General features: G+C 71.4%; 24 protein-coding genes and 1 pseudogene. 13 read left to right on the forward strand and 12 right to left on the reverse strand.

Features of this window, described 5'->3' with window-relative positions:
• Both ACWGI8_RS09085 and ACWGI8_RS09090 read right to left on the reverse strand, forming a co-directional pair.
• A pseudogene (locus ACWGI8_RS09085) lies at positions 1–923 on the reverse strand (hypothetical protein); the annotation flags it as partial.
• A 57-nt stretch (positions 924–980) separates the two neighbouring features.
• Positions 981–2,414, reverse strand: coding sequence for an MFS transporter (locus ACWGI8_RS09090; protein ID WP_453659473.1), 1,434 nt, complete (start codon positions 2,412–2,414; stop codon positions 981–983).
• 117 nt (positions 2,415–2,531) lie between these two features.
• Between ACWGI8_RS09090 and ACWGI8_RS09095 the strand changes: the two genes are divergently transcribed.
• Positions 2,532–3,029, forward strand: a complete 498-nt coding sequence (locus tag ACWGI8_RS09095; RefSeq protein WP_453659474.1) for a MarR family winged helix-turn-helix transcriptional regulator — start codon at positions 2,532–2,534, stop codon at positions 3,027–3,029.
• Positions 3,030–3,295: 266 nt separating this feature from the next.
• Positions 3,296–4,450 carry an FAD-dependent oxidoreductase gene (locus ACWGI8_RS09100; protein WP_453659475.1) on the forward strand — a complete coding sequence of 385 codons (1,155 nt, stop codon included), beginning with the start codon at positions 3,296–3,298 and terminating at the stop codon, positions 4,448–4,450.
• A gap of 37 nt (positions 4,451–4,487) precedes the next feature.
• On the opposite strand, the gene ACWGI8_RS09105 is transcribed toward ACWGI8_RS09100, so the two are convergent.
• The 3 genes from ACWGI8_RS09105 to ACWGI8_RS09115 all read right to left on the reverse strand — a co-directional run bounded on the left by ACWGI8_RS09105 (position 4,488) and on the right by ACWGI8_RS09115 (position 7,411).
• A complete protein-coding gene (locus ACWGI8_RS09105; protein WP_453659476.1) occupies positions 4,488–5,261 on the reverse strand; it encodes an enoyl-CoA hydratase-related protein in 774 nt (257 codons plus the stop codon).
• Between the two features lie 370 nt (positions 5,262–5,631).
• Positions 5,632–6,537 carry an SDR family oxidoreductase gene (locus ACWGI8_RS09110; RefSeq protein WP_453659506.1) on the reverse strand — a complete coding sequence of 302 codons (906 nt, stop codon included), beginning with the start codon at positions 6,535–6,537 and terminating at the stop codon, positions 5,632–5,634.
• 109 nt (positions 6,538–6,646) lie between these two features.
• On the reverse strand, positions 6,647–7,411 hold the full coding sequence (locus ACWGI8_RS09115; protein ID WP_453659477.1) for an SDR family oxidoreductase: 765 nt from the start codon (positions 7,409–7,411) through the stop codon (positions 6,647–6,649).
• Between the two features lie 66 nt (positions 7,412–7,477).
• Between ACWGI8_RS09115 and ACWGI8_RS09120 the strand changes: the two genes are divergently transcribed.
• Genes ACWGI8_RS09120 through ACWGI8_RS09140 form a run of 5 tightly spaced genes read left to right on the forward strand, consistent with a single transcriptional unit; the run spans position 7,478 to position 11,847 of the window.
• Complete coding sequence (locus ACWGI8_RS09120) at positions 7,478–8,239, forward strand: enoyl-CoA hydratase family protein (protein ID WP_453659478.1); 762 nt, start codon at positions 7,478–7,480, stop codon at positions 8,237–8,239.
• A 2-nt stretch (positions 8,240–8,241) separates the two neighbouring features.
• A complete protein-coding gene (locus tag ACWGI8_RS09125; protein WP_453659479.1) occupies positions 8,242–9,093 on the forward strand; it encodes a CoA transferase subunit A in 852 nt (283 codons plus the stop codon).
• Positions 9,090–9,851, forward strand: a complete 762-nt coding sequence (locus tag ACWGI8_RS09130; protein ID WP_453659480.1) for a CoA-transferase subunit beta — start codon at positions 9,090–9,092, stop codon at positions 9,849–9,851. Before ACWGI8_RS09125 ends, ACWGI8_RS09130 begins: the two co-directional genes overlap by 4 nt.
• A gap of 8 nt (positions 9,852–9,859) precedes the next feature.
• Positions 9,860–10,909 (forward strand): NAD(P)H-dependent flavin oxidoreductase, encoded by a 1,050-nt coding sequence (locus ACWGI8_RS09135; protein ID WP_453659507.1) that lies wholly within the window; start codon positions 9,860–9,862, stop codon positions 10,907–10,909.
• A 32-nt stretch (positions 10,910–10,941) separates the two neighbouring features.
• Positions 10,942–11,847, forward strand: coding sequence for a tyrosine-protein phosphatase (locus ACWGI8_RS09140; protein WP_453659481.1), 906 nt, complete (start codon positions 10,942–10,944; stop codon positions 11,845–11,847).
• Between the two features lie 75 nt (positions 11,848–11,922).
• Here ACWGI8_RS09140 and ACWGI8_RS09145 read toward each other — a convergent pair whose 3' ends face one another.
• Together ACWGI8_RS09145 and ACWGI8_RS09150 are read right to left on the reverse strand one after the other, a co-directional pair.
• Positions 11,923–13,479, reverse strand: coding sequence for a DEAD/DEAH box helicase (locus ACWGI8_RS09145; protein ID WP_453659482.1), 1,557 nt, complete (start codon positions 13,477–13,479; stop codon positions 11,923–11,925).
• An 88-nt stretch (positions 13,480–13,567) separates the two neighbouring features.
• A complete protein-coding gene (locus ACWGI8_RS09150) occupies positions 13,568–13,771 on the reverse strand; it encodes a cold-shock protein (protein WP_006126182.1) in 204 nt (67 codons plus the stop codon).
• Positions 13,772–13,959: 188 nt separating this feature from the next.
• Here ACWGI8_RS09150 and ACWGI8_RS09155 point away from each other — a divergent pair, with 188 nt between their 5' ends.
• The gene (locus tag ACWGI8_RS09155; RefSeq protein ID WP_453659483.1) at positions 13,960–14,847 is read left to right on the forward strand and encodes an SCO6745 family protein; all 888 of its coding nucleotides are present in this window, start codon (positions 13,960–13,962) and stop codon (positions 14,845–14,847) included.
• Here the strand turns inward: ACWGI8_RS09155 and ACWGI8_RS09160 are convergent.
• Genes ACWGI8_RS09160 through ACWGI8_RS09170 form a run of 3 tightly spaced genes read right to left on the reverse strand, consistent with a single transcriptional unit; the run spans position 14,831 to position 17,445 of the window.
• Positions 14,831–15,988, reverse strand: a complete 1,158-nt coding sequence (locus tag ACWGI8_RS09160) for an acetyl-CoA C-acetyltransferase (protein ID WP_453659484.1) — start codon at positions 15,986–15,988, stop codon at positions 14,831–14,833. The two genes, ACWGI8_RS09155 and ACWGI8_RS09160, sit on opposite strands and share 17 nt — an antisense overlap.
• 8 nt (positions 15,989–15,996) lie before the next feature.
• On the reverse strand, positions 15,997–16,626 hold the full coding sequence (locus ACWGI8_RS09165; protein WP_453659485.1) for a TetR/AcrR family transcriptional regulator: 630 nt from the start codon (positions 16,624–16,626) through the stop codon (positions 15,997–15,999).
• Positions 16,627–16,641: 15 nt separating this feature from the next.
• The gene (locus ACWGI8_RS09170) at positions 16,642–17,445 is read right to left on the reverse strand and encodes an SDR family oxidoreductase (protein WP_453659486.1); all 804 of its coding nucleotides are present in this window, start codon (positions 17,443–17,445) and stop codon (positions 16,642–16,644) included.
• Positions 17,446–17,507: 62 nt separating this feature from the next.
• On the opposite strand from ACWGI8_RS09170, the gene ACWGI8_RS09175 reads away from it, so the two are divergent.
• Entirely contained in the window at positions 17,508–18,659 is a 1,152-nt protein-coding gene (locus ACWGI8_RS09175) for an acyl-CoA dehydrogenase family protein (protein WP_453659487.1), read from the forward strand.
• A gap of 139 nt (positions 18,660–18,798) precedes the next feature.
• Positions 18,799–19,788 (forward strand): acyl-CoA dehydrogenase family protein, encoded by a 990-nt coding sequence (locus tag ACWGI8_RS09180; protein ID WP_453659488.1) that lies wholly within the window; start codon positions 18,799–18,801, stop codon positions 19,786–19,788.
• A gap of 2 nt (positions 19,789–19,790) precedes the next feature.
• Here the strand turns inward: ACWGI8_RS09180 and ACWGI8_RS09185 are convergent, their stop codons facing one another.
• Entirely contained in the window at positions 19,791–20,294 is a 504-nt protein-coding gene (locus tag ACWGI8_RS09185) for a pyridoxamine 5'-phosphate oxidase family protein (RefSeq protein WP_453659489.1), read from the reverse strand.
• 99 nt (positions 20,295–20,393) lie between these two features.
• On the opposite strand from ACWGI8_RS09185, the gene ACWGI8_RS09190 reads away from it, so the two are divergent.
• On the forward strand, positions 20,394–21,095 hold the full coding sequence (locus ACWGI8_RS09190; protein ID WP_453659490.1) for a bleomycin resistance protein: 702 nt from the start codon (positions 20,394–20,396) through the stop codon (positions 21,093–21,095).
• 128 nt (positions 21,096–21,223) lie between these two features.
• Here ACWGI8_RS09190 and ACWGI8_RS09195 read toward each other — a convergent pair whose 3' ends face one another.
• Positions 21,224–21,940 carry a VWA domain-containing protein gene (locus ACWGI8_RS09195; protein ID WP_453659491.1) on the reverse strand — a complete coding sequence of 239 codons (717 nt, stop codon included), beginning with the start codon at positions 21,938–21,940 and terminating at the stop codon, positions 21,224–21,226.
• Between the two features lie 219 nt (positions 21,941–22,159).
• On the opposite strand from ACWGI8_RS09195, the gene ACWGI8_RS09200 reads away from it, so the two are divergent.
• A complete protein-coding gene (locus ACWGI8_RS09200; RefSeq protein ID WP_453659492.1) occupies positions 22,160–22,885 on the forward strand; it encodes an SDR family NAD(P)-dependent oxidoreductase in 726 nt (241 codons plus the stop codon).
• Positions 22,882–23,121, forward strand: a complete 240-nt coding sequence (locus ACWGI8_RS09205; RefSeq protein ID WP_453659493.1) for an ATP-binding protein — start codon at positions 22,882–22,884, stop codon at positions 23,119–23,121. Before ACWGI8_RS09200 ends, ACWGI8_RS09205 begins: the two co-directional genes overlap by 4 nt.
• Positions 23,122–23,169 lie beyond the last annotated feature (48 nt).

Raw genomic sequence — 23,169 nt, forward strand, 5'->3', positions numbered from 1 at the left:
ACGGTGATGACGGTGTGCATGCCCTGCGCGGCGAGCCTGCTTCCGTCCACCGCGCTGCCGACCCAGGTGACCAGCGCCCACTCACCGGGTGTGAGCGGCATCCGGAGCACGGTGGAGCGGCCGGGCGAGACCGGAGGGGTGCCGACGTTCGCGTACGGGTCGAACGGCGGATCGTCCCAGTCGGGCGCGGTGAAGAACTTGTGGACATCGGCATCCGTCTTCCCGGGGAACAGCTTGTAGAAGGCGGCCTCGTTGACCTGCCCGGGCATCACGTTGACGAAGCGCACCGGCTCCCCGGCGCGCAGCGTGGGGGGTGCCAGGAAGCGGGGTCCGACGCCCGGGCCGGTCTGCGAGACGACCGTCGCGCCGGCCGGCGGGAGCTGTCCTTCCGGTGTCCCGGAGACCGTGAGCGTACGGACGCGCTCCTGCCCCGTCGGCAGGGTGTCGTCCTGGAAGTCCCGGTATTCGAGCAGGTGGTACGTGCCCGGCTGCAGCACCTGACTGAAGGAGACGGGGCTTTGGGGCAGGGTCAGGGCGCCGCCCAGCAGCTCCGCCTGGTCCATCACCTCCTTGTTGCCCTCGACGACGGCGGCGGGGTCGTCGGAGAACGCCTTCCTCATGGCGGTGCGGAAGGCCGCGAGCGAGGCGCCCTCACGGAGCCGGACCAGTCCCACATGGCCCGCCCGCGCGTCGGTGGTGGACACCCGGAAGGTGGCGGGGCCGGGGCGGATGGTGCCCGGTGCGACCAAGTCGTCGGCGGTCGCGGTGACATCGACGGCGGGTCGCGTCTTCCGCTCCGGCACGGCGCCGGCTGCCGGTACGGCACTCGGTCCGGGTACGGCACTCGCTGCCGGTGCACCGACGGCGGCGGCGAGCAGCGTGGCCAGGGCGAGGGTGGCGGTACGGGATTTCCTTGCGCTCATGGGAAAGCCTCCTGGGCTCGGTTCGGGATGTGGACCGTGCGATGTACGGGAGGGGGATCAGGCGTCCTGACCGGCCGCGGTGCGCGGGAGGGCCGGGCAGATGACGGCGCAGAGGACGAACGCGGCGACCACCCACGGCATCGCCGTCGACAGCGCGTCCGTCAGGCCGCCCGCCGTGTGCTCGAAGAAGACGGTGCCGATCACGGCCGCGCCGAGTGCGCCGCCGAACTGCTGGGCCGTGGAGAAGATTCCGGAGGCACCGCCCGCGATGTCGCCCGGGACGGCGGACAGGACGACGTTCACCAGCGGGACGACCAGGAAGCCGAGGCCGGCGCCCGCGACGACCAGACCGGGGACCAGCGGCCAGGCACCGGTGTGGGTGGCGTCGGACTGCGTCACCGCGTACCAGACCCAGGCGAAGCCGCCGGCCATCATCAGTGCGCCCGCGACCAGCACCAGCCGGCCGGCCCTGACGGCGAGGGCGTCGGCTGCCGGGGCGGTGAGGAAGCCGCCGACCGAGAAGGCGACCGTGACGAGGCCCGCCTGCATCGGGGTGTAGCCCTCGCTGCCCTGCAACCAGATCGCGAAGACCAGGAAGAAGCCCTGCATACCGATCGCGAACAGCATCTGCACGGCCACACCGACGGAGAACGCGGGGAGCCGGAACGCGCGGGCCGGCAGCAGCGGTACCGTCGCGCCACGCCGTCGCGCCTCGAACAGCCCCAGCCCTACGACGGTCAGCACACCGGCGGCGAGGCAGATCCAGCCCCACAGCGGCCAGCCGTTGGAGTGCCCCTGCACCAGCGGCAGGACGATGGCGACCAGACCTCCCGCCAGCACCAGGCTGCCCAGGACATCCGGCCGGCCCGCCGAGCGCTCCTTCGTCACCGGTACGAGTACGGCCCCGGCGATGAACGTGGCGACGGCCACCGGCACGTTCACCAGGAACACGGAGCGCCAGCCCCAGCCGAACAGGTCGGCGTCGGTGAGCAGTCCGCCGAGCAGCAGCCCGATCGCGGAGGCGAAGCCGGCGACGGCTCCGTACATCCCGAAGGCGGCGCCGCGCTCCTTGCCGTGGAAGAGCGTGCGGAACGAGCCGAGCACCTGCGGCATCAGCATCGCGGCCATCACGCCCTGGAACGCGCGGGCCGCGATCAGCTGCCCCGGGCTGTGCGCGACCCCACAGGCCAGACTCGCGATGCCGAAGCCCGCCGTGCCGGCGAGGAAGAGCGCCTTGCGTCCGTAACGGTCACCGAGGTGCCCGGAGACGATGAGCGTCGCGGCGAAACCCAGCAGATAGGCGGAGACCGTCCACTGCAGGGCGCTCTCGGAGGCGCCCAGGTCGCGGCCTATCGACGGGATCGCCACATTGACGATCGTCACGTCCAGGAGGTCCATCAGCGCGGCGACCATCATGACGGCGGCGGCTGCCCAGCGGCGCGGATGGAGCGCCGCCGGGGGTGCGGCGACGGTACTGGCTGTCGTGGTCATTCCGGCTCCCTGTTTCCTGGATTTATTTCGTTCGATCTAACGAAAGACTTACATCCTCGCAGGGTTGATCGCAAGCCCTTCGTTCGACCGAACGAAATATTTTGTTAGTCTGTGCCCATGACCAGGGACAGGGACAGGGACGGAGGCAAGGACGGGGGCAGTGCACGCCGGGCCGAGGTGATCGCGGCCCTGACCGAGGCGGGCCGTGACTCCAGCGCGGCGTCCGTCGCGTTCCACACGGCGATCGCGGCGAAGCAGGGCCTCGGCCCCACGGAGACCAAGACCCTCGACCTCCTCCAGCGCCACGGCGCCCTCACCGCGAAGGACCTCGCGGAGCGCTCGGGCCTCGCCCCGGCGTCGGTGACCGGCCTGGTGGACCGCCTCGAGGCCAAGGGCTACGTCCGCAGGGTCAAGCACCCGACGGACAAACGCCGGGTGCTGATCGAGTCCCGCCCGGAGAAACTGGCGGAGCTGGCTCCGCTCTTCGACGACTGGGCGCGGGAAGTCGCGGAACTCTACGAGGAGTTCACGACGGACGAGCTGGAGGTCGTGACCCGCTTCCTGACGGGGGCGACCGAACGGCAGCGCGCGGCGACGAAGCGGCTGGTGGACTGAGCCGGGGGCTCCGTCCCGTTCGCTTTCCTAGTTGGTTGGACAGCGGGTCACGGTCTCGTCGGATGCCGGTCCGCGACGGCCGTGATGCTCGCGTGCGCCGTGTGCGGTGGAATGGTGGGAGGGAACGGGGGTGTCTCGGCCGGGGCGGACCCTGCCGGGTCTGCAGAGGCCAGGCCCGGGGCTGAGGGCCATGCGGCGTCCTGGCTCGGCCGCGTCACACGCACCTGCTGGTGTCCGCGGATCCGCAGGCCGGAAGGGAGCCTGAGATGGACGAAACCCTCTCCACCGATGTGCTCGTCGTCGGTGCGGGACCGTTCGGACTCTCAGCGGCCGCCCTCGCCCGCGATTACGGCATTGACGCGCAGGTGGTCGGGCGGCCGATGGGTTTTTGGCATGAGCACATGCCCGACGGGATGCTGCTGCGCTCGGGGGTCGACTGGCATCTGGACGCCGCGCGAGTGCACACACTTCAGGCCTACCTGGAAGAGCAGGGGCTGACCGGTGACGAGGTCCTCCCGGTCCCCGTGGGACTGTTTCGTGAGTACGGCGAGTGGTTCCGTCGCGTCAAGCAGGTGCCGGTCCGGCCCGGACTGGTGCGAGACATCGCGCGGCGGGAGACGGGGTTCGAAGCGGAACTCGCCGATGGCGGACGGGTGCGTGCCGAGGTCGTGGTCGCCGCTCCCGGTGTCTGCTATTTCCGGCAGTTGCCTCCGTGGGCGGCCGGTGTGCCGGCCCGTCAGGCGGCCCATAGCTGTGACCTGGTCCGTTTCGACGACCTGGCGGGACGACGTGTGCTGATCGTGGGAGGCAGGCAGAGCGCGTACGAGTGGGCGGCCTTGCTGGCCGAGCACGATGCCGAACACGTCGACATCGTCCACCGCCATCCCGTTCCGCGTTTCGAGCCGGTGAGCTGGGCGTTCTTCGACGACTACATCGACAGCACCCTGCGGGTCACCGGGTGGTGGCGTCGGCTGACGGCCACGGAGCGGGAAGCGATCGTCATGCGGTGCTGGCGGGCCGGACGGGCGACTCTGGAACCGTGGCTGCCTGCCCGGCTGGACCCCGCGGTGGTGCATCTGTGGCCGGACACCGATGTCGTCCACGCCGACGGCGGCGCGACCGGTGACACCGTGCAGGTCACGCTGTCCAATTCCGAAACCCTGACAGCTGATCAGGTGGTGTTCGCCACCGGGTACGCACCCGATCTGGCACGTGTCCCCTACCTGACCGGTCTCCTGGAGCAGATCGCCACCCGCAACGGGTTCCCGGTACTGGACGAGAACTTCCAGACCACCGTTCCCGGCCTCTATCTCACCGGCTTCGCAGCCACCCAGGACTTCGGCCCGTTTCTGGGTTTCGTCAAAGCCGCGCCGGCCGCGGCGACCATCCTCCTGCGGCACTTGCAGGCCCGCTGGGCCTGACGAGAAGCCAACCGGCATGGCGTCGGCCGCCGTGGTGCTATTCGGGCCAGTGGGGTGGGCGTTTGTCGAGGAAGGAGGCGATGCCTTCACGGGCTGCCGGGGTCTGGGAGGAGTCGGCCATGACCTGGCAGGCGATGTCATAGGCGTCTGCTTCAGGGCGGTCCAGTTGCGCATACAGGGTGCGTTTGCCCAGTGCCTTGCCGGCCGCACTGCCGCGGGTGGCGCGGGTGAGGAGTTCCTCGACCGCTGTGTCCAGCTCGCTGTCGGGTACGACTTGGTTGATCAGTCCCCAGTTCAGGGCGGTGCGGGCGTCGATCACGTCACCGGTCAGGGCCATCTCCATGAGCCGTTTGCGTCCGATGGAGCGGGCCACCGGCACGGCAGGGGTGTGGCAGAACCAGCCCCCCTTGCCGCCGGGAAGGGCGAACCCGGCACGGTCACTCGCCACGGCCAGGTCGCAGGACGCCACCAGCTGACACCCGGCGGCCGTGGCCAGCCCCTGCACCCGGGCCACCACCACCTGGGGGACGGACTCGACCAGCCGCATCACGTCGGTGCACAGCTGCAGCAGCTCGCGGGCGCCCTGAACGTCCAGGGCCAGCACGTCGGCGAAGTCGTGCCCGGAACTGAACACCGGTCCCCTGGCCGCCAGCACGATCCCCGTGGCCGGGGAGCCGGCCACCTCGGTCAGGGATTTCTGCAGCTCTCGCAGCATCTCCCAGCTCAGGGCGTTCCTGCGCTCGGGATGATTCATGGTGACCCAGGTGAAATCGCCTCGAGGGGACACGATCACCCGCTCACATGCAGCCATGATTTCAGCCTACGCCTGGCCCGCGTTCCGAGTCCGTGTACTGAACTTCGAACCTCATTCTCGCTGGTCAGAGGCGTTTTTCGGTTCGGTCCGGTGATGCTCTCGCCGGGTGTCCGCGGCTTCCGGGCGCTCCGGCTCCGGGCTTGGCGACGAGGCGCTGCACTTGAGCGGCGAGCGCATCGCGGGCCTGGTTGGCCTCGCGTAGGTCGGCGGCGAGAACGGTTGTCGTGCCGACGCCAACGACCTGGGCCAAGCTGTGTCCCCGGCCCGTCCATGGACTCGGCCCGGTACAGCGCGGAGACACGGCCGCCCGCGCCGTTGTTGACGTCGAGCGTGGCGCGGAGCGCTGCGGACACGGCCCCCGTGACAACTACCGCGCTCCGTACACCGGCTGCGGCGCCTCCGACTCCGTCAGCAGCTTCAGGACCGTCTCGCCCGCCTCACCCGGCGTCCAGCGCGCGCCCTTGTCCGCGGTCGGGCCCGGGCGCCAGCCCTCCATGACCGTGATGCGGCCCGCTTCCGCCTCGAAGACGCGGCCGGTGACGCCCGCCGACGCGGTCGAGCCGAGCCAGACGACCAGCGGGGACACGTTCCCGGGGGCCATCGCGTCGAAGGCCCCGGACTCCCCCGGCGCCGCCATCGCGTCGGCGAACGTCCGCTCGGTCATCCGGGTGCGCGCGGCCGGCGCGATCGCGTTGACCTGCACGCCGTAGCGGGCCATTTCCGCGGCGGCGACCAGCGTGAGTCCCACGATGCCCGCCTTCGCCGCGCTGTAGTTGCCCTGGCCGACCGAGCCGAGAAGCCCCGCCCCCGAGGACGTGTTGACGACACGGGCCGCCACCTCACGGCCGGCCTTCGACTCCGCCCGCCAGTACGCCGCCGCGTGCTTCAGCAGCAGGAAGTGACCCTTCAGATGCACCCGCATCACCGCGTCCCAGTCGTCCTCGTCCAGATTGACCAGCATGCGGTCGCGCAGGAACCCCGCGTTGTTGACGAGGGTGTCGAGCCGTCCGAAGCTCTCCACCGCGGTGGCCACGAGGGACGCCGCGCCCTCCGCAGTCGCGATGTCACCGCCGTGCGCGACCGCCTCGCCGCCCAGCGCCCTGATCTCCTCGACGACCTGCGCCGCCGGACTGTCCGGTCCCGGAGCACCGTCCAGTCCCACCCCCAGGTCGTTCACCACCACCCGCGCCCCCTCCGCCGCGAACGCCAGGGCGTGCGCCCGTCCGAGCCCCCGTCCCGCACCCGTCACGATCACGACCCGGCCTTCACAGATCCCGGCAGTCGGCCCAGCAGCCGGCCCGGCAGCCGGGCCAGAACTCGGCCCAGCAGTCGGCCCAGCAGTCGGCCCGGCGGTCGGTCCAGAAGTCGGCTCAGCAGTCATCTCAGCTCTCCTTGTTGACAGTTGCGGCAGCCAGGAACGCCGGCCGCTCCCCTCCCCCGTGCACCAGCAGCGACGCCCCGCTCACATACGCCGCCCGTTCCGACGCGAGGAACACGGCCGCGTCGCCGATCTCGTCCGGCTCGGCCAGCCGGCCCAGCGGCACCGTGCGGCCGACCGCCGCCACGCCCGCCTCGTCGCCGTAGTGGAGATGGGACAGCTCCGTACGGACCATCCCGAGCACCAGCGTGTTCACCCGCACCTCGGGCGCCCACTCCACGGCCATCGACCGCGCCAGGCTCTCCAGCCCCGCCTTGGCCGCCCCGTACGCCGCGGTGCCCGGCGACGGCCGTGTCGCGCTCACGCTGCCGATCATCACGACCGACCCGCGCGCCGTGCGCAGATGCTCGTACGCCGCGAGCGACGCGGTCATCGGCGCCACCAGATTCAGACCGACGACCCGGGCGTGACGCTCGGCATCGCCCTCCCCGAGCAGCCGGTACGGCGTTCCGCCCGCGTTGTTGACCAGCACGTCCAGCCGCCCGTACCGCCCTACGACCCCGGTGAAGAGCTCCGCCACGGCCGCCGCGTCCCGCAGGTCCACGGACACGAAACGCGCCGTACGGCCCCCCGCACCGACCGGCGCGTCCGGCGGTCTGCGGGCGCAGACGACGACCTCCGCCCCGGCCGACAGGAACGCCCGGGCGATGCCGGCGCCGACGCCCCGGGTGCCACCGGTGACGACGGCGACCCTCCCCTCCAGCTCCATCGGCTGCTACCTTCCTGACCCAGCATCACCTAACAAATGTTTGGTGGAAAGGTAGCTGATCCGCTCATGGGTGTCTCCACCTCAAGCCCGGAGAAGGGCATATCCGTCGTCACGGTCGACTTCCCACCCGTCAACGCCCTCCCCGTGCGGGGCTGGTACGACCTCGCCGACGCCGTCCGCACCGCCGGCCGGGACCCGGAGATCCGCTGCGTCCTGCTGACCGCCGCGGGCCGCGGCTTCAACGCGGGCGTCGACATCAAGGAGCTGCAGCGGGGCACCGGGCGCGCCGGGAACCCGGCACTCATCGGCGCCAACCGCGGCTGCTACGAGGCGTTCGCCGCGGTCTACGAGTGCGAGGTCCCCGTCGTCGCCGCCGTGCACGGCTTCTGTCTGGGCGGCGGGATCGGCCTCGTCGGCAACGCGGACGCGATCGTCGCGTCCGACGACGCCACCTTCGGGCTGCCGGAGCTGGACCGGGGCGCACTCGGCGCCGCCACCCATCTCGCCCGGCTGGTCCCCCAGCATCTGATGCGCGCCCTGTACTACACCTCGCGCACGGCGACGGCCGCCGAACTGCACGCCCACGGCTCGGTCTGGAAGGTCGTCCCGCGCGGGGAACTCCACGCCGCGGCCCTGGAGCTGGCGCGCGAGATCGCGCGGAAGGACCCGTATCTGCTCCGGCTGGCCAAGGCCGCCATCAACGGCATCGACCCCGTCGACGTACGCCGCAGCTACCGCTTCGAGCAGGGCTTCACGTTCGAGGCCGGCCTCAGCGGGACCGCCGACCGCGTCCGCGACACCTTCGGCAAGGACGAGAAGGAGGCATGAGCGTGGCCGACAAGACCATGACCGTCGACGAGGCCGTCGGGCGGCTGCACAGCGGCATGACCCTCGGCATCGGCGGCTGGGGCTCACGCCGCAAGCCGATGGCCTTGGTGAGAGCACTGCTCCGGACCGGGATCACCGACCTCACGGTCGTCTCGTACGGCGGCCCCGACGTCGGCCTGCTCGCCGCCGCCGGCCGCATCCGCAAGCTCGTCGCGCCCTTCGCGACCCTCGACTCCATCCCGCTGGAGCCGCAGTTCCGTGCCGCCCGCGAGCGTGGCGCCTTCGAGATGACCGAGCTCGACGAGGCCATGTTCATGTGGGGCCTGCACGCCGCCGCGAACCGGCTGCCGTTCCTGCCCGTCCGTGCGGGCCTCGGCTCGGACGTCATGCGCGTCAACCCGGAGCTGCGGACGGTGACTTCGCCCTACGACGACGGCGAGGCGTTCGTCGCCGTGCCCGCCCTCCGCCTGGACGCCGCGCTGGTCCACATGAACCGCGCCGACCGGCTCGGCAACGGCCAGTACCTGGGCCCCGACCCGTACTTCGACGACCTCTTCTGCGAGGCCGCCGACGCCGCGTACGTGTCCTGCGAGCAGCTCGTCGAAACCGCCGAGCTCACCAAGGACGCCGCCCCGCAGACCCTGCTCATCAGCCGCCACAGCGTCACCGGCGTCGTCGAGGCCCCGAACGGCGCGCACTTCACCTCATGCGCCCCCGACTACGGCCGCGACGAGGCCTTCCAGAAGCTGTACGCGACCACGCCCTGGCCCGATTTCGCCCAGCGCTTCCTGTCCGGCGGGAGCGAGCACGACTACCAGCGCGCCGTCCAGACCTGGCACGAGGAGCAGCGATGACCACGACCGTCACCCGTGGGCCTCTTCTCCCACCCACCCGGGCCGAGTACTGCGTGATCGCCTGCGCCGAGGCCTGGCGCGACAACGGCGAGGTCCTGGCCAGCCCCATGGGTCTGATCCCGTCCATCGGCGCCCGCCTCGCCAGACGCACCTTCTCCCCCGGTCTGCTTCTGACGGACGGCGAGGCGATGCTCGTCGGACCGGACGGCACCGTGGAGGGCTGGCTGCCGTACCGCCGCCATCTCACGATGGTCACGGGCGGCAAGCGGCACGTCATGATGGGCGCGAGCCAGATCGACCGGTACGGCAACCAGAACATCTCCTGCATCGGCGACTGGTCCCGTCCGACGCGCCAGCTGCTCGGGGTGCGGGGTGCCCCGGTCAACACCCTCAACAATCCGGTGAGTTACTGGGTGCCACGGCACTCCACCCGGGTCTTCGTCGAGAAGGTCGACATGGTGAGCGGCGTCGGTCACGACCATGCGGCCGGGGCAGGTCCCTCCGCGACCCGCTACCACCGCATCCCGCGCGTCGTCAGCGACCTCGGCGTCTTCGACTTCGCGACACCCGACCGCTCGATGCGGCTCGCGTCCCTGCACCCGGGCGTGACGGTCGAGCAGATCCGGGAAGCCACCGGCTTCGACCTGACGATCGGCGAAGACGTCCCGTACACCCGCGAACCGACCCCCGCCGAGCTGCGCCTCATCCGCGAGGTCATCGATCCGGCCGGAGCCCGCGACCGCGAGGTCGGAGCGTGATGGCCCCGCTGGAGACCCCGCTCACCAAGCTCACCGGCGTCCGGCACCCCATCGTCCAGACCGGTATGGGCTGGGTGGCCGGCCCCCGGCTCGTCTCCGCGTCCGCGAACGCCGGGGCGCTCGGCATCCTCGCCTCCGCGACGATGACCACCGAGCAGCTGAAGAAGGCCGTACGCGAGGTCAAGTCCCGTACGGACGCGCCCTTCGGCGTCAACCTGCGGGCCGACGCCGGCGACGCGCGGGAGCGGGTGCGGATCATCATCGACGAGGGGGTACGGGTCGCCTCCTTCGCCCTCGCCCCCTCGCGCGAGCTGATCGCCGAGCTGAAGGACGCGGGCGTGGTCGTCATCCCGTCCATCGGCGCCCGCCGGCACGCCGAGAAGGTGGCGGCGTGGGGCGCGGACGCGGTGATCGTGCAGGGCGGTGAGGGCGGCGGGCACACCGGGGACGTCGCCACGACCGTGCTGCTGCCGCAGGTCGTGGACGCGGTCGACATCCCGGTGGTCGCGGCGGGGGGCTTCCACGACGGGCGGGGACTGGTGGCGGCGCTCGCGTACGGGGCGGCGGGCATCGCCATGGGCACCCGTTTCCTCCTCACCTCCGACTCGACCGTGCCGGACGCCGTCAAGGCCCGCTATCTCGCGGCGTCGGTGAAGGACATCACCGTCACGACGGCCGTGGACGGGCTGCCGCACCGGATGCTCCGCACGGACCTGGTCGACGCGCTGGAACGGTCGGGCCGCACCCGGGCACTGCTGCACGCGCTGCGCAGGGCGGCCGGCTTCAAGAAGCTCTCGGGGCTGTCCTGGGCCGCGATGGTCCGCGACGGACTCGCGATGAAACACGGCAAGGGCCTGTCCTGGAGCCAGGTCCTGCTCGCCGCGAACACGCCCATGCTCCTGAAGGCCTCGATGGTCGAGGGCCGCACCGACCTCGGCGTCATGGCGTCCGGGCAGGTAGCGGGGGTGATCGAGGACCTCCCCAGCTGCTCGGAGCTCATCACCCGCGTGATGTCCGAGGCCGAGCACGTGCTCCGCACCCTGCCGACCGCAGGGTGACCAACCCTCATATCCCGCACGGGAGTTCCGTCATGCCACTCACACGACGCGCACTGCTGAGCACCGCCTGCGCCACCTGCGCCACCGCCCTGCTGGCGTCCGCCGTCCCCGCGGCGTCCGCGCGCCCCCGCCAGGCTCATCTCCCGTTCCAGGCGCATCTCCCGCTCCAGGGCGCGGTCAACGTCCGTGATCTGGGCGGCCACCCGACCTGGTCAGGCGACCGGGTGCGTTACGGCCTGGTCCACCGCGCCGACGCCCTGAGCAGGCTCACCGACGCCGACGTCACCACGCTGGCCGGACTGGGGCTGCGCAGGGTCGTCGACTACCGCATCCCGCTGGAGCTCCAGTACGACGGCGCCGACCGTCTCCCGGCCGGCCTCGCGGTCACCTCCCGCCCGGTCACCGACAACGGGCTGTTCGCCCAGCTGCTGACCGTCATCGGCTCGGGCGATCCGGTCAAGCAGGAGGAGATGCTCGGCAACGGCAAGGCCGCCGCGTTCATGCACGGCGTCTACCGCACGTTCGTCACGAGCGCCGAGAACCGTGACCGGTTCGGCGCGACGCTGCGCGACGCGGCGTCCGCCGCCACCACGCCGTTGCTCTACCACTGCACGGCCGGCAAGGACCGCACCGGCTGGACGAGCTATCTGCTGCTCGTCTCGCTGGGCGTGCCCGAGCCACTGGCCGTACAGGACTATCTGGCGTCCAACACCTACCGCGCCGCGTACGACGCGAAGGTCCGCGAGGGCCTGAAGCAGTCCGGCCGGATGCAGAACCCGGACCTGCTGATCCCGCTGCAGGAGGTGCGCACGGAGTATCTGAACTCCGCTCTCGCGGCCGTCGATACGGAGTACGGCGGCCTCTTCGGCTATCTGACGAAGGGCCTGGGCCTGGATCTTCGTACGCTGTCGGCGCTGCGCGGGCGGCTGCTGCACTGAAGGACGGGCCGGCCCGGCGGCTAGGTCCTGTCCGGGCGACCGGGCCGGCCGGGCTGCCGCCCGGCCACTGAGCGGCTACTGCGCGGCCCGGCGGCTCCCGGTCCGGCCCTGGGCACCGCCGGCAGCACGGCCGCCACCGGTCCGGCCGCGCCCTGCGGGCTGCGAGCGACCGGCCGGGGCAGCGCCTGCGCGCTTGCGCTTCGGGCGGGACTGCGCGGAGGCCTGCTTCGGCTGCGGCTGCGGCACCTCGATGGTGACGGCCACGCCGGACGGTTCGCGGGCGCCGGTCAGCCGGGCCAGTTCCTCGTCGCTGGACTTGATGCTGGCCGTGCGCGGGCTGATCCCCGCGTCCGACATCAGCCGGGTCAGCTCGCGCTTCTGGTCCGGCAGCACCAGCGTCACCACGCTGCCCGACTCGCCCGCCCGCGCGGTGCGTCCGCCGCGGTGCAGATAGTCCTTGTGATCCGTGGGCGGATCGACGTTCACGACCAGGTCCAGGTCGTCCACGTGGATGCCGCGGGCCGCCACGTTGGTCGCCACGAGCGCGGTGACCTGCCCGTTCTTGAACTGGTCGAGGGTGCGGTTGCGCTGCGGCTGGGTCCGCCCGCCGTGCAGCCCGGCGGCCCGTACGCCACTGGCCAGCAGCCGCTTGACGAGCCGGTCCACGGACCGCTTGGTGTCCAGGAAGAGGATGACCCGGCCGTCACGGGCGGCGATGCGCGTGGTGACGGCCTTCTTGTCGGTCTCGTCGGCGATGTACAGGACGTGGTGGTCCATCGTGGTCACCGCACCGGCGGACGGGTCGACCGAATGCACCACGGGGTCGCTCAGGAACTGCCGTACCAGCCGGTCGATGTTGCGGTCCAGGGTGGCCGAGAACAGCAACCGCTGCCCGCCCGGCTCCACCTGCTTCAGCAGCGCGGTGACCTGGGGCATGAAGCCCATGTCGGCCATCTGGTCGGCCTCGTCGAGCACGGTGACGGCCACCTGGTCGAGCCGGCAGTCGCCGCGCTCGATGAGGTCCTTGAGCCGTCCGGGCGTCGCCACGAGTACCTCGGCGCCGCGTCGCAGCGCACCGGCCTGCTTGGTGATCGACATCCCTCCGACGACCGTCGCGAGCCGGAGGTTGACGGCCGTCGCGTACGGGGTGAGGGCGTCCGTGACCTGCTGCGCGAGTTCCCTCGTGGGCACGAGGACCAGGGCGAGCGGCGCGTGCGCCTCGGCCCGCCGCCCGGCGGTGCGGGCGAGCAGGGCGAGACCGAAGGCGAGGGTCTTGCCGGATCCGGTGCGCCCGCGGCCGAGGAGGTCACGTCCGGCAAGGGAGTTCGGCAGGGTGGCGGCCTGGATCGGGAAGGGCTCGGTCACGCCCTGGGCGGCGAGGGTCTTGAGCAGCGCGGCCGGCATGTCCAGCTCGTCGAACGCCCCGACGGCGGGCAGGGCGGGCGTGCGGGATTGCGGCAGCGCGAATTCCTGCGGCGGCGCGGCGCGGCGCGCACCGGCGGAGCGCTTCGCAGAGCCTTTAGCGGAGCCGTTCGCGGAGCCGTTTATGGACTTCTTCGCGGACGCCTTCGGGGACTGCGTGGCGGCGCGCTTGGCCGGACGCTTGCGTGCGGGACGTTCGGGGACAGTCATTCAATGCCTTCCTGGGCCTGAGGACAGCACAAGCCGGGGCCCGCACCGCGAAGGTGCGGGCCCCGGCTGCGAGGTACGCGTCCGGGTGTCAGGCCGGGACGATGTTCTCCGCCTGCGGGCCCTTCTGGCCCTGCGTGACGTCGAAGGAGACCTTCTGGCCCTCCTGGAGCTCGCGGAAGCCCGAGCTGGCGATGTTGGAGTAGTGCGCGAAGACGTCGGCGCCGCCGCCGTCCTGCTCGATGAAGCCGAAGCCCTTTTCAGAGTTGAACCACTTCACGGTTCCCGTAGCCATGTCATTCTCCCGATAGGTAAGAGGTCCCATCCGGAGAAGCCGGGAAAACAATAATGCGCCCGGCGGAACATTCCCGTCAGGCGCACATAAAGTTCATGGGTACCAAAACTGCAACGTCGCCAACTGTATCACGCCCCGATCTCCCGTGCGGGATCACGGCACGGCGGTGCCACGGCAGAATCGCTGTCATGGACACCGTCGACATCGCCGAGCACATCGCCCGCACCGTGTGGTCCCTGGCCGAGCCGGTCCACGCCGTCACCTACTTCGCCCCGGAAGCCCACGCAGCCTTCGAGGATGCGGGCCTGCGCGGCTTCTGGCGCGGCTACTTCGCGGGCCGGGCGGCGCCGTTCGGCGCGGCCGGGCCCGAGCAGGTCGCCGCCGCCTTCTTCTCGTTCGCGCCGTCGATGGTGGCGCGTGCCCTGCCGTCCGTGTGGGAGCTGGTCCCGCCGCACCGGGCGCTCGAACTGCGCCGGTCGGGCGCGCGGGCGGCCCTGGAGCGGCTGCTGGCCGGCCGGGAGAAGGAGGTCGCCCGCGCCGGTGACCTGCTGGCCCCGTACGCCGCGTCCCTCGACTGCGCCGGCCGCCCCCTGGCCGCCGCGAACTCCGCACTCCCCTGGCCCGACAACCCCTTCGACCGCCTCTGGCACGCGACGACACTGCTCCGCGAGCACCGCGGAGACGGCCACGTCGCGGCCCTGGTCGCCGCGGGCCTCGACCCCTGCGAGATCCTCGTGCTGCGCACGGGCATCGACCTGCCACGCTCCGAACTCCAGCCGTACCGGGGCTGGCCGGACGAGCAGTGGGACGCGGCGGCCGGACGTCTGGCCCGGCGCGGCCTGCTGTCCCCGGACGGCGGCGCGACCGAGGCGGGCCGACTCCTCCACGACTCGGTGGAGACCGCCACCGACACGGCCTCCGCCCGTCCCTGGGCCGGCGTCGAACCGGACGCGGTACGGGAATTGACCGAAACCCTCACGCCCCTCGCCCACGCCTGTGCGGCCGCGCTTCGCTTCCCGAACCCGATCGGCGTGCCGGACGTCAGGGGCTCGCGGGACGCTACAGCCGCTCGATGATCGTCACGTTCGCCTGCCCCCCGCCCTCGCACATCGTCTGGAGCCCGAACCGCCCACCCGTGCGCTCCAGTTCGTGCAGCAGCGTCGTCATCAGCTTCACGCCCGTCGCGCCCAGCGGATGGCCGAGCGCGATCGCGCCGCCGTTCACGTTCACCTTGTCCGGGTCGGCGCCGGTCTCCTTGAGCCAGGCGAGGACGACCGGGGCGAAGGCCTCGTTGATCTCGACCAGGTCGATGCCGTCGATGGAGAGGCCGGTCTTCTTCAGCGCGTGGGCGGTCGCCGGGATGGGCGCGGAGAGCATACGGATCGGGTCCTCGCCGCGGACCGAGAGGTGGTGGACGCGGGCGCGCGGGGTCAGGCCGTGCTCGCGCACCGCGCGTTCGCTCGCGAGCAGCATGGCCGCGGCGCCGTCCGAGACCTGGGAGGAGCAGGCGGCGGTGATCGTGCCGCCTTCCATGACCGGCTGGAGGGCGGCCATCTTCTCCAGGGAGGTGTCGCGGCGCGGGCCCTCGTCCACGGTGACATCGCCGTAGGCCACCGTCTCCCGCTCGAAGCGGCCCTCGTCGATGGCGCGGATGGCCCGCCGGTGGGAGCGGAGGGCGAACTCCTCCATGTCGGGCCGGGAGATGCCCCACTTCCGTGCGATCAGCTCCGCGCCGTGGAACTGGTTGACGGGCGCGTCGCCGTACCGTGCCCGCCAGCCCTGCGAGCCGTGGAAGGGGCCGTCGGTCAGCCCGAGCGGTTCGGCGGCCTGGCGGGACGCGAAGGCGATCGGGATCTGCGTCATGTTCTGCACGCCGCCGGCGACGACGAGGTCCTGGGTGCCGGACATGACGCCCTGGGCCGCGAAGTGCACCGCCTGCTGGGAGGAGCCGCACTGGCGGTCGACGGTGACGCCGGGCACCTCTTCGGGGAGTCCGGCCGCCAGCCAGCACGTGCGGGCGATGTCGCCGGCCTGCGGACCGACCGTGTCCAGGCAGCCGAAGACGACGTCCTCCACGGCGACCGGGTCGATACCGGACCGTTCGACCAGGGCCTTCAGGACGTGTGCGCCGAGGTCGGCGGGGTGCACGGCCGCGAGGCCGCCCTTTCGCCGGCCGACCGGGGTGCGTACCGCTTCGACTATGTAGGCCTCGGCCATGACAACTCCTACGGTTGTGGTGATGTCTCTCGTACGGAGATGCCGTCCAGCACCATCGACAGGTACTGGCGGGCGATCTCGTCCGGGCTGTGCTGTCCGCCCGGCCGGTACCAGGACGCCGCGACCCACACCGTGTCGCGGACGAACCGGTAGGTGAGCCGGATGTCCAGGTCCTCGCGGAAGACGCGGGTGGCGACCCCGCGCTCCAGCGTCCCGAGCCACGCCTTCTCGAACTTCTGCTGCGAGTCGGCGAGATAGTGGAAGCGGGGCTGCGCGGACAGGTGCCGGGACTCCTTCTGGTAGATCGCGACGGCGGCGCGGTGCCGGTCGATCTCGCGGAACGACTCGGTGACGAGCGCCTCGATCGTCTCCCGCGGCCCGAGCCCGGCCGCGAGGACGGCGTCGTAGCCCTCCCACAGCTCGTCGAGGAAGGTGGAGAGGATCTCGTCGAGCATCGATTCCTTGGAATCGAAGTGGTAGTAGAGGCTGCCCGCGAGCATCCCCGCCTCGTCCGCGATCTTGCGGACCGTGGTGGCGTTGTAGCCCTGGGCCGCGAACACCTCGGCCGCGGTGTCGAGCAGCTCGCGGCGCCGCTCGGGCGAGGCGGTCACCTGGGTCTTCTTCTTGGTCGTAGGCACGTGCCCATTCTGGTCCTACGCGTGCTGGGAGCTGACGGACACGGTCTCGCCGGTCATGTACGAGGAGTAGCCGCTGGCCAGGAAGACGATGACGTTGGCGACCTCCCAGGGCTCGGCGTACCGGCCGAAGGCCTCCTTCCCGGTGAGCTCGGTGAGCAGCTCGGCCGAGGTGACCTTCACCAGATGCGGGTGCATGGCGAGGCTCGGTGAGACCGCGTTGACCCGGACCCCGTACTCGGCCGCCTCGATGGCCACGCACCGGGTGAGCGCCATGACGCCGGCTTTGGCGGCGGCGTAGTGGGCCTGTCCGGCCTGGGCGCGCCAGCCGACGACGGAGGCGTTGTTGACGATGACTCCGCCGCCACGGCCGGGGTCGCGGCCGGCGTCACGGAAGGCGCGCAGGGCCGCGCGCGTGCAGCGGAAGGTGCCGCCCAGGGTGACGTCGAGGACGCGGGTCCACTGCTCGTCGGTCATGTCGGCGAGCGCGGCCGTCCCGCCGAGGCCCGCGTTGTTGACGACGATGTCGAGCCCGCCGTGGATCCGGACCGCCTGTTCGAAGAGGTCCTGCACCTGGGCCTCGTCGGTGACGTCGCACGGCAGTGAGGCGACCGCTTCGGCCCCGAACTCCCCGGCGAGCGTCTCCTCGGTCTCCTTGAGCCGGCGTGCGTGTGCGTCGCTGATGAGGACTCGCGCGCCCTCCTCCAGGAACCTGCGGGCGGTGGCACCGCCGATCCCGGCCCCGGCGGCCGCGGTGATGACGGCGGTACGGCCGTCCAGCAGGGCGTGCCCCGCCACGTACTGAGCCTTGTTGTCCGTCACACCGGCACGTTAACCTACCAAACACTTGTTAGGGAAGGTGTTCCGAGGAGGGACGGCACTCCATGGACCTGACGCACACGGCGGACGAGGACGCGCTCCGCGCACAGGCCCGGGAGTGGCTGCGCGCGCACGTCCCAGGCCGGCCCCTGCCGTCGCTGGAGACGGAGGAGGGCTTCGCCGCGCACCGGGAGTGGGAGGCGGAGCTGTACGCCGACCGCTGGTCGGTGGTGTCCTGGCCACAGCGGTACGGCGGCCGGGGCGTCGACATCTTCCACTGGCTGGTCTTCGAGGAGGAGTACTACGCGGCGGGCGCGCCCGGCCGGGTCTCCCAGAACGGCATCAACCTCCTCGCCCCGACCCTCTTCGACCACGGCACGGAGGAGCAGCGGGCCCGGGTGCTGCCGTCGATGGCGAGCGGCGAGGTGATCTGGGCCCAGGCGTGGTCGGAGCCGGAGTCGGGCTCGGACCTCGCGTCGCTGACGTCCCGGGCGGTACGGACGGACGGCGGCTGGCTGCTGTCGGGCCAGAAGACATGGTCGTCACGGGCGGCCTTCGCGGACCGGGCGTTCGGCATCTTCCGGACCGGCCCCGACGCCGGCAAACCCCACCGGGGCCTGACGTATCTGATGTTCGACCTGCGGGCGCCGGGCGTGACGGTCCGCCCGGTCCGCCGGCTCGACGGCAAGCCGGCCTTCGCCGAGCTGTTCCTGGACGAGGTGTTCGTACCGGACGAGGACGTGATCGGCGAGCCGGGGCAGGGATGGCGTATCGCCATGTCGACGACCGGCAACGAACGCGGCCTCATGCTCCGCTCTCCCGGCCGCTTCCTGGCCGCCGCCGACCGGCTGGTGGAGCTGTGGCGCTCGGCCGCCGACCCGGCCGACACCGCGCTGCGCGACCGGGTCGCGGACGCGGTGATCGGCGCACGGGCGTATCAGCTGTTCACCTGTGCCAATGCCGCACGGTTCGCGGCGGGCGAGGTCATCGGCGCCGAGTCGAGTCTGAACAAGGTCTTCTGGTCCGAGTACGACATAGCCCTGCACGAGACCGCGCTCGATCTGCTGGGCGGAGAGGGCGAGTTCGCGGACGGGCCGGGCGAGTGGGCTGAGGGGTACGTGTTCTCGCTGGCGGGCCCCATCTACGCCGGGACGAACGAGATCCAGCGCGACATCATCGCCGAGCGGCTGCTCGGTCTGCCGAAGGGGCGCCGCTGATGCGGGGGTTGTCCGGGGAGACAGCCCCGGGCCCCCGGCCGGCGCGCCCCGGCGGGCCCGCGCCCGCGCCCATGCCCATGGCTGTGCCCGTGCCCGTGGCTGTGCCCGTGTCCCGGAACGATCCGCGAGGAGGCACCCCGTGAGGTTCGTGCTGACCGACGAGCAACAGGCCTTCGCCCGTTCGCTGGACGCCATGCTGACGGCCGCGGACACCCCTGCGGCGGCTCGGGCCTGGGCCGCGGGGAACGCCTCGCCCGGGCGTGCGCTGTGGGCCCGGCTCGCCGAGGCAGGGGTCTTCGCACTGGCCGTGCCGGAGGCGTACGAGGGCGTCGGCCCGCTCCCTGTCGAACTCGCCGTCGCCTTCGTGGAGCTGGGGCGCCATGCGGTGCCGGGACCGGTGGTGGAAACGGCCGCCGCGGCGGCGCTGGTCACCGGGCTGGCTGACCCCGGGCCGGCCAAGCGGCTGCTGCCGGGCATCGCGGCGGGCGAGGTGACGGCGACACTGGAGCTGCCGGGCTCGGGACCCCACGCCCTGGACGCCGATACGGCGACGTGCGTCCTCGTGGCCGAACAGGGGAAGGCCGGAGAGCCGTTCCGGCTGTGCATCGCACCCGGGCACGGGCCGGTGCGGGCCTCGGCCGATCCGGCGCGGCGACTGGCCGTACCGGACGACGGCGGGGAGGTCCTGGCCGCCGGGCCGGACGTGGCGGCCGCGGCCGCGCGCGCAGCGGACTGGGCACGGCTCGCCACGGCCGCGCAGGCGCTCGGTACCGGGCTCGCCCTGCTGGAGCGGACCGTCACGTACGCCAGGCAGCGCACCCAGTTCGGCGCGCCGATCGGGTCGTTCCAGGCGGTCAAGCACCGGCTGGCGGACACCCTGATCGCCCTCGAGTTCGCCCGGCCGCTGCTGTTCGGGGCGGCGCTGTCCATGGCGCCCGCCGACGTCGCCGCGGCGAAGGTGGCGGCGGGCGAGGCCGCGTACACCGCCGCCCGCACCGCCCTCCAGTTGCACGGCGCGGTCGGCTACACCGAGGAGCTGGATCTGGCGTGGTGGCTCCGCAAGGCCCGTCCTTTGCGGGACACCTGGGGGACGCCGGCCCAGTGCCGGGCGACGGTGCTGGGAGGCTGACGTCAGGGCGAGACGACGCGGGGCGGGCTGTCATCGTTGGCGCGCCGGATGGTACGCAGTGCCTTATCCGGCTGCCAGGTCTGCAGGACCAGCTCATCGCCGTCGACGGCGGTCCGTACGGCCTCGGCCAGCTCGACCCGGAACAGATGGAAGGGCTGCGGCTCGCCGATCTCGGCCTGGAACCGCGCCACCACCTCCGGGTCGGTCACCTCCACCGCCCGCCCGGCGATGCGGACGTCCCCGTCCTCCATGGAAGCGTCGACCCCTGGGTTGGCGTGGATCGCGAACCGGGGATCACGACGCAGGTCCACCGCCTTGCGGGAGTTCGGCATCATCCCGAGCCACAGCTCACCGAACCGGAAGTTCACTTCGAGCCCTGTCACCCGCGGCGAACCGTCCTTGCGGAGCGTCGCCAGGACGTGATGCGTGTGCTTCTCGAAGCGCTGCTGCACGGCGGCCGCGAAGTCCGGCTCCGTCGCCTGGAAGTCAGTCCAGCTGAAGGTCATGGGGCCATGGAAGCGCGAATACCCGACATCTGCTGTCGTGATTGATCCGACAGGAGTAACCGCACCTCGCGACTAGTCAACTTTGACTAGAATGACGACATGAGCGAGCGGACAATCCCGATCCTGCCCTGCCGGGCCATCCAGCCCGTCCTCGACTTCTACGGCGCCCTCGGTTTCGACGTGGTATTCGTGCAGAAGAGCCCCAACCCGTACGCGGTCGTCGAACGCGGCGGCATCCACCTTCAGTTCTTCGCGATGAAGCACTACGACCCCGCCGAGTCCTACAGCACGTGCTACATCCGGACCGAGCGGGTCGACGAACTGCACGCGGCCTTCCGGGCCGGGCTCAGAGCGGCCTACGGAAAGATCCCGACCCGTGGCCTGCCGCGGATCGGTCCGCTGCGGGACACCTCGCACGGCATGCGGCAGTTCCTCATGACCGATCCGGGCGGCAACTGCATCCGTGTCGGGCAGCAGATCAGCGAGGACCTGCACCACCGTGCCGCGCCCGGTGAGACCTTCGCGCGGGCCCTGCACTTCGCGTCACTGTTCGCCGACTCACGGGACGACCCGGCGGCAGCCGCGCGGATCATCGACCGGGTACTGCGTCTCGAGGACGAACGCCCCACGCCGGTGCAGATGTTGCGGCTCCTGGTACGGCGTGCGGATGTCGCCGGGCGGCTCGGCGACGTGGAGACCGCGCGCGGCGCGATCGAAGAAGCATCCCATGTCCCCCTGACCGCAGAGGAGAAGGGGTTGGTCCGCGACGACCTTGCGCGTCTCGAGGAGTTGCGGGAGTAGGGCGTTTCGCCGGACCGCGCCCGATTCCTGCTGTGCGGCACGGGTTCGCATGGCCCGGGGACATCACCGCGGCCATGGTGGCGGCGTCGGACGAAGCCGCGCTCCGACCGGGCCGTAGGTCACCGCGGTCACGAGCGGACGATGCCCATGGCGCGGGCGTTCGCCAGCCACACGGGGAACTCGGACACCAGCCGGTCGTACAGATCCGCGTCGGAGACCCGCCGCGGGTCCTGGCCCGCATGGAAGAAGCCCGCGTTGTCGACGGGGCGCTTCGCCGGGACCGCCAGTTCGTCGAGCTTGCGCAGGAACTCGAACTGCCTGCTGCTCGGGTCTCCGAAGCCGATGAACTGCCAGAACAGCGGCAGTTTGGCGGCCTTGCACAGATAGCGCTCGGCGGCGAGCTTGTTGAGCGGCCCACCGTCGGTCTGGAACACGACGAGCGCGGGGGCCGTCGAGCCGCTGTCGATGTAGTGGACGGCGTCCATCGCCAGGTGGTAGCTGGTCTTGCCCATGTGCCCGAGCCCGGCCACGATCCGGTCGATGCGGCCGTGGTGGTCGTCGAGCGAGATGTCGGTGACGGCGTCGATGTCGGTGGAGAAGAACACCACGGGCACCCGGCCGTCGTCGTCGAGGTTGGCGGACAACCCCAGCACCCGGTCGGCGAGGGCCTGGACGCTGCCGTCCTTGTAGTACGGCTTCATGGAGCCGGAGTAGTCGACGACCAGATAGACGGCGGCCCGCCGGCCGGTCAGGCCGTGCTTGTGCAGCGAGATCCCGGCGCTCTTGTAGAGAGGGACCAGCGCGGGCGCGGTCTCTTCCATCTTCCGGAGCGATATTCCGGCCATGCGGGGTCCTTTCGCTGCACGACGGCGATGGGCGGCGCAGTGCCGAGGCTACGTGACTCCCTGGTGCCGGTCGGCAGCCGGTGCGTGCGCCAGAGACACAGGCTCAGCCCATCACGCCCCGCGGTCCACGGCCGCCTTCCCCTCTCCTCATATGACTGCTAGTCATATGACTGCCAGAAGCACTCCTGTTCACTTCCGGACGGCACGGGAGGCCTGATCATGATCTCACTGGACGGCAGAGTCGTGCTGATCACGGGCGCCGGGCGGGGCCAGGGCGCCGCGGAGGCACGGCTCTTCGCGGAGGCGGGGGCGCGGGTCGTGGTGACGGACGTACGGGAAGACGAAGGCCGGAAGGTCGCCGAATCCCTGGGCGACGCGGGCCTGTACGTACGCCATGACGTCTCGGCCGCGGACAGCTGGGCGCTCACGGTCGAGGCGGCACTCAGGGCCTTCGGACGGATCGACGCGCTCGTCAACAACGCGGCGCTATGGCGGACCGCGAGCGTCGAGGACGAGACGTACGAGAACTTCGAGACGCTGCTCCGGGTCAATCTGCTCGGCCCCTTCCTCGGCATCCAGGCCGTACTGCCCGTACTCAAAGGGGCGGGCGGGGGCTCGATCGTCAATGTCTCGTCGACGGCCGGGCTGGTCGGCATCCCCGGCCATGCGGCCTACGGATCCACGAAGTTCGGACTGCGCGGGCTGACCCGGTCCGCGGCGCTGGACCTGGCGGCGTACGGGATCCGGGTCAACTCCGTACACCCCGGGGCGATCGACACCCCGATGACGGCCGCGGTCTCCGGCAGGGACTGGTCGAAGGTCCCGCTGGGCCGGATGGGCAGGCCGGAGGAGGTCGGCGAGCTGATCCTCTTCCTGGTGTCGGATGCGTCGTCGTATGTGACGGGAACGGAATTCACGGTGGACGGGGGCCTGACGACCGGATGACCGGCCGTCGCCCCGGCCCGGCTCGTCCTCGCGCACTGCGATCTCGCGGAGGTGAACCACCGTGCACCGAGGGCCCCTTCGGACGCTGGGGCAAGGTCTTCGGAGACGACACCGTCGCCGCAGCCATGATCGACCGTCTCGTCCACCACGCGGAAGTGACCTCCCTCAAGGGCGACAGCTACCGCATGCGCGGCCGCGACCTCGCACGGGTTCCCGCCGCCAACACCGGGGAATGACCAACATCATTGACCGACCGGGGGGTCACTTTTCAACCGTCGGAACTG

The sequence above is a fragment of the Streptomyces sp. NPDC054841 genome, assembly GCF_053611045.1.

Bases quoted from the DNA above. Each gene is read 5' to 3' on its own strand.
- ACWGI8_RS09105 (WP_453659476.1), bottom strand. From the start codon at position 5,261: ATGGCTGCATGTGAGCGGGTGATCGTGTCCCCTCGAGGCGATTTCACC.
- ACWGI8_RS09090 (WP_453659473.1), bottom strand. From the start codon at position 2,414: ATGACCACGACAGCCAGTACCGTCGCCGCACCCCCGGCGGCGCTCCAT.
- ACWGI8_RS09160 (WP_453659484.1), bottom strand. From the start codon at position 15,988: ATGGCCGAGGCCTACATAGTCGAAGCGGTACGCACCCCGGTCGGCCGG.
- ACWGI8_RS09100 (WP_453659475.1), top strand. From the start codon at position 3,296: ATGGACGAAACCCTCTCCACCGATGTGCTCGTCGTCGGTGCGGGACCG.
- ACWGI8_RS09130 (WP_453659480.1), top strand. From the start codon at position 9,090: ATGACCACGACCGTCACCCGTGGGCCTCTTCTCCCACCCACCCGGGCC.
- ACWGI8_RS09145 (WP_453659482.1), bottom strand. From the start codon at position 13,479: ATGACTGTCCCCGAACGTCCCGCACGCAAGCGTCCGGCCAAGCGCGCC.
- ACWGI8_RS09195 (WP_453659491.1), bottom strand. From the start codon at position 21,940: ATGGCCGGAATATCGCTCCGGAAGATGGAAGAGACCGCGCCCGCGCTG.
- ACWGI8_RS09185 (WP_453659489.1), bottom strand. From the start codon at position 20,294: ATGACCTTCAGCTGGACTGACTTCCAGGCGACGGAGCCGGACTTCGCG.
- ACWGI8_RS09200 (WP_453659492.1), top strand. From the start codon at position 22,160: ATGATCTCACTGGACGGCAGAGTCGTGCTGATCACGGGCGCCGGGCGG.
- ACWGI8_RS09205 (WP_453659493.1), top strand. From the start codon at position 22,882: ATGACCGGCCGTCGCCCCGGCCCGGCTCGTCCTCGCGCACTGCGATCT.
- ACWGI8_RS09150 (WP_006126182.1), bottom strand. From the start codon at position 13,771: ATGGCTACGGGAACCGTGAAGTGGTTCAACTCTGAAAAGGGCTTCGGC.
- ACWGI8_RS09115 (WP_453659477.1), bottom strand. From the start codon at position 7,411: ATGGAGCTGGAGGGGAGGGTCGCCGTCGTCACCGGTGGCACCCGGGGC.
- ACWGI8_RS09175 (WP_453659487.1), top strand. From the start codon at position 17,508: ATGGACCTGACGCACACGGCGGACGAGGACGCGCTCCGCGCACAGGCC.
- ACWGI8_RS09140 (WP_453659481.1), top strand. From the start codon at position 10,942: ATGCCACTCACACGACGCGCACTGCTGAGCACCGCCTGCGCCACCTGC.
- ACWGI8_RS09190 (WP_453659490.1), top strand. From the start codon at position 20,394: ATGAGCGAGCGGACAATCCCGATCCTGCCCTGCCGGGCCATCCAGCCC.
- ACWGI8_RS09155 (WP_453659483.1), top strand. From the start codon at position 13,960: ATGGACACCGTCGACATCGCCGAGCACATCGCCCGCACCGTGTGGTCC.
- ACWGI8_RS09120 (WP_453659478.1), top strand. From the start codon at position 7,478: ATGGGTGTCTCCACCTCAAGCCCGGAGAAGGGCATATCCGTCGTCACG.
- ACWGI8_RS09095 (WP_453659474.1), top strand. From the start codon at position 2,532: ATGACCAGGGACAGGGACAGGGACGGAGGCAAGGACGGGGGCAGTGCA.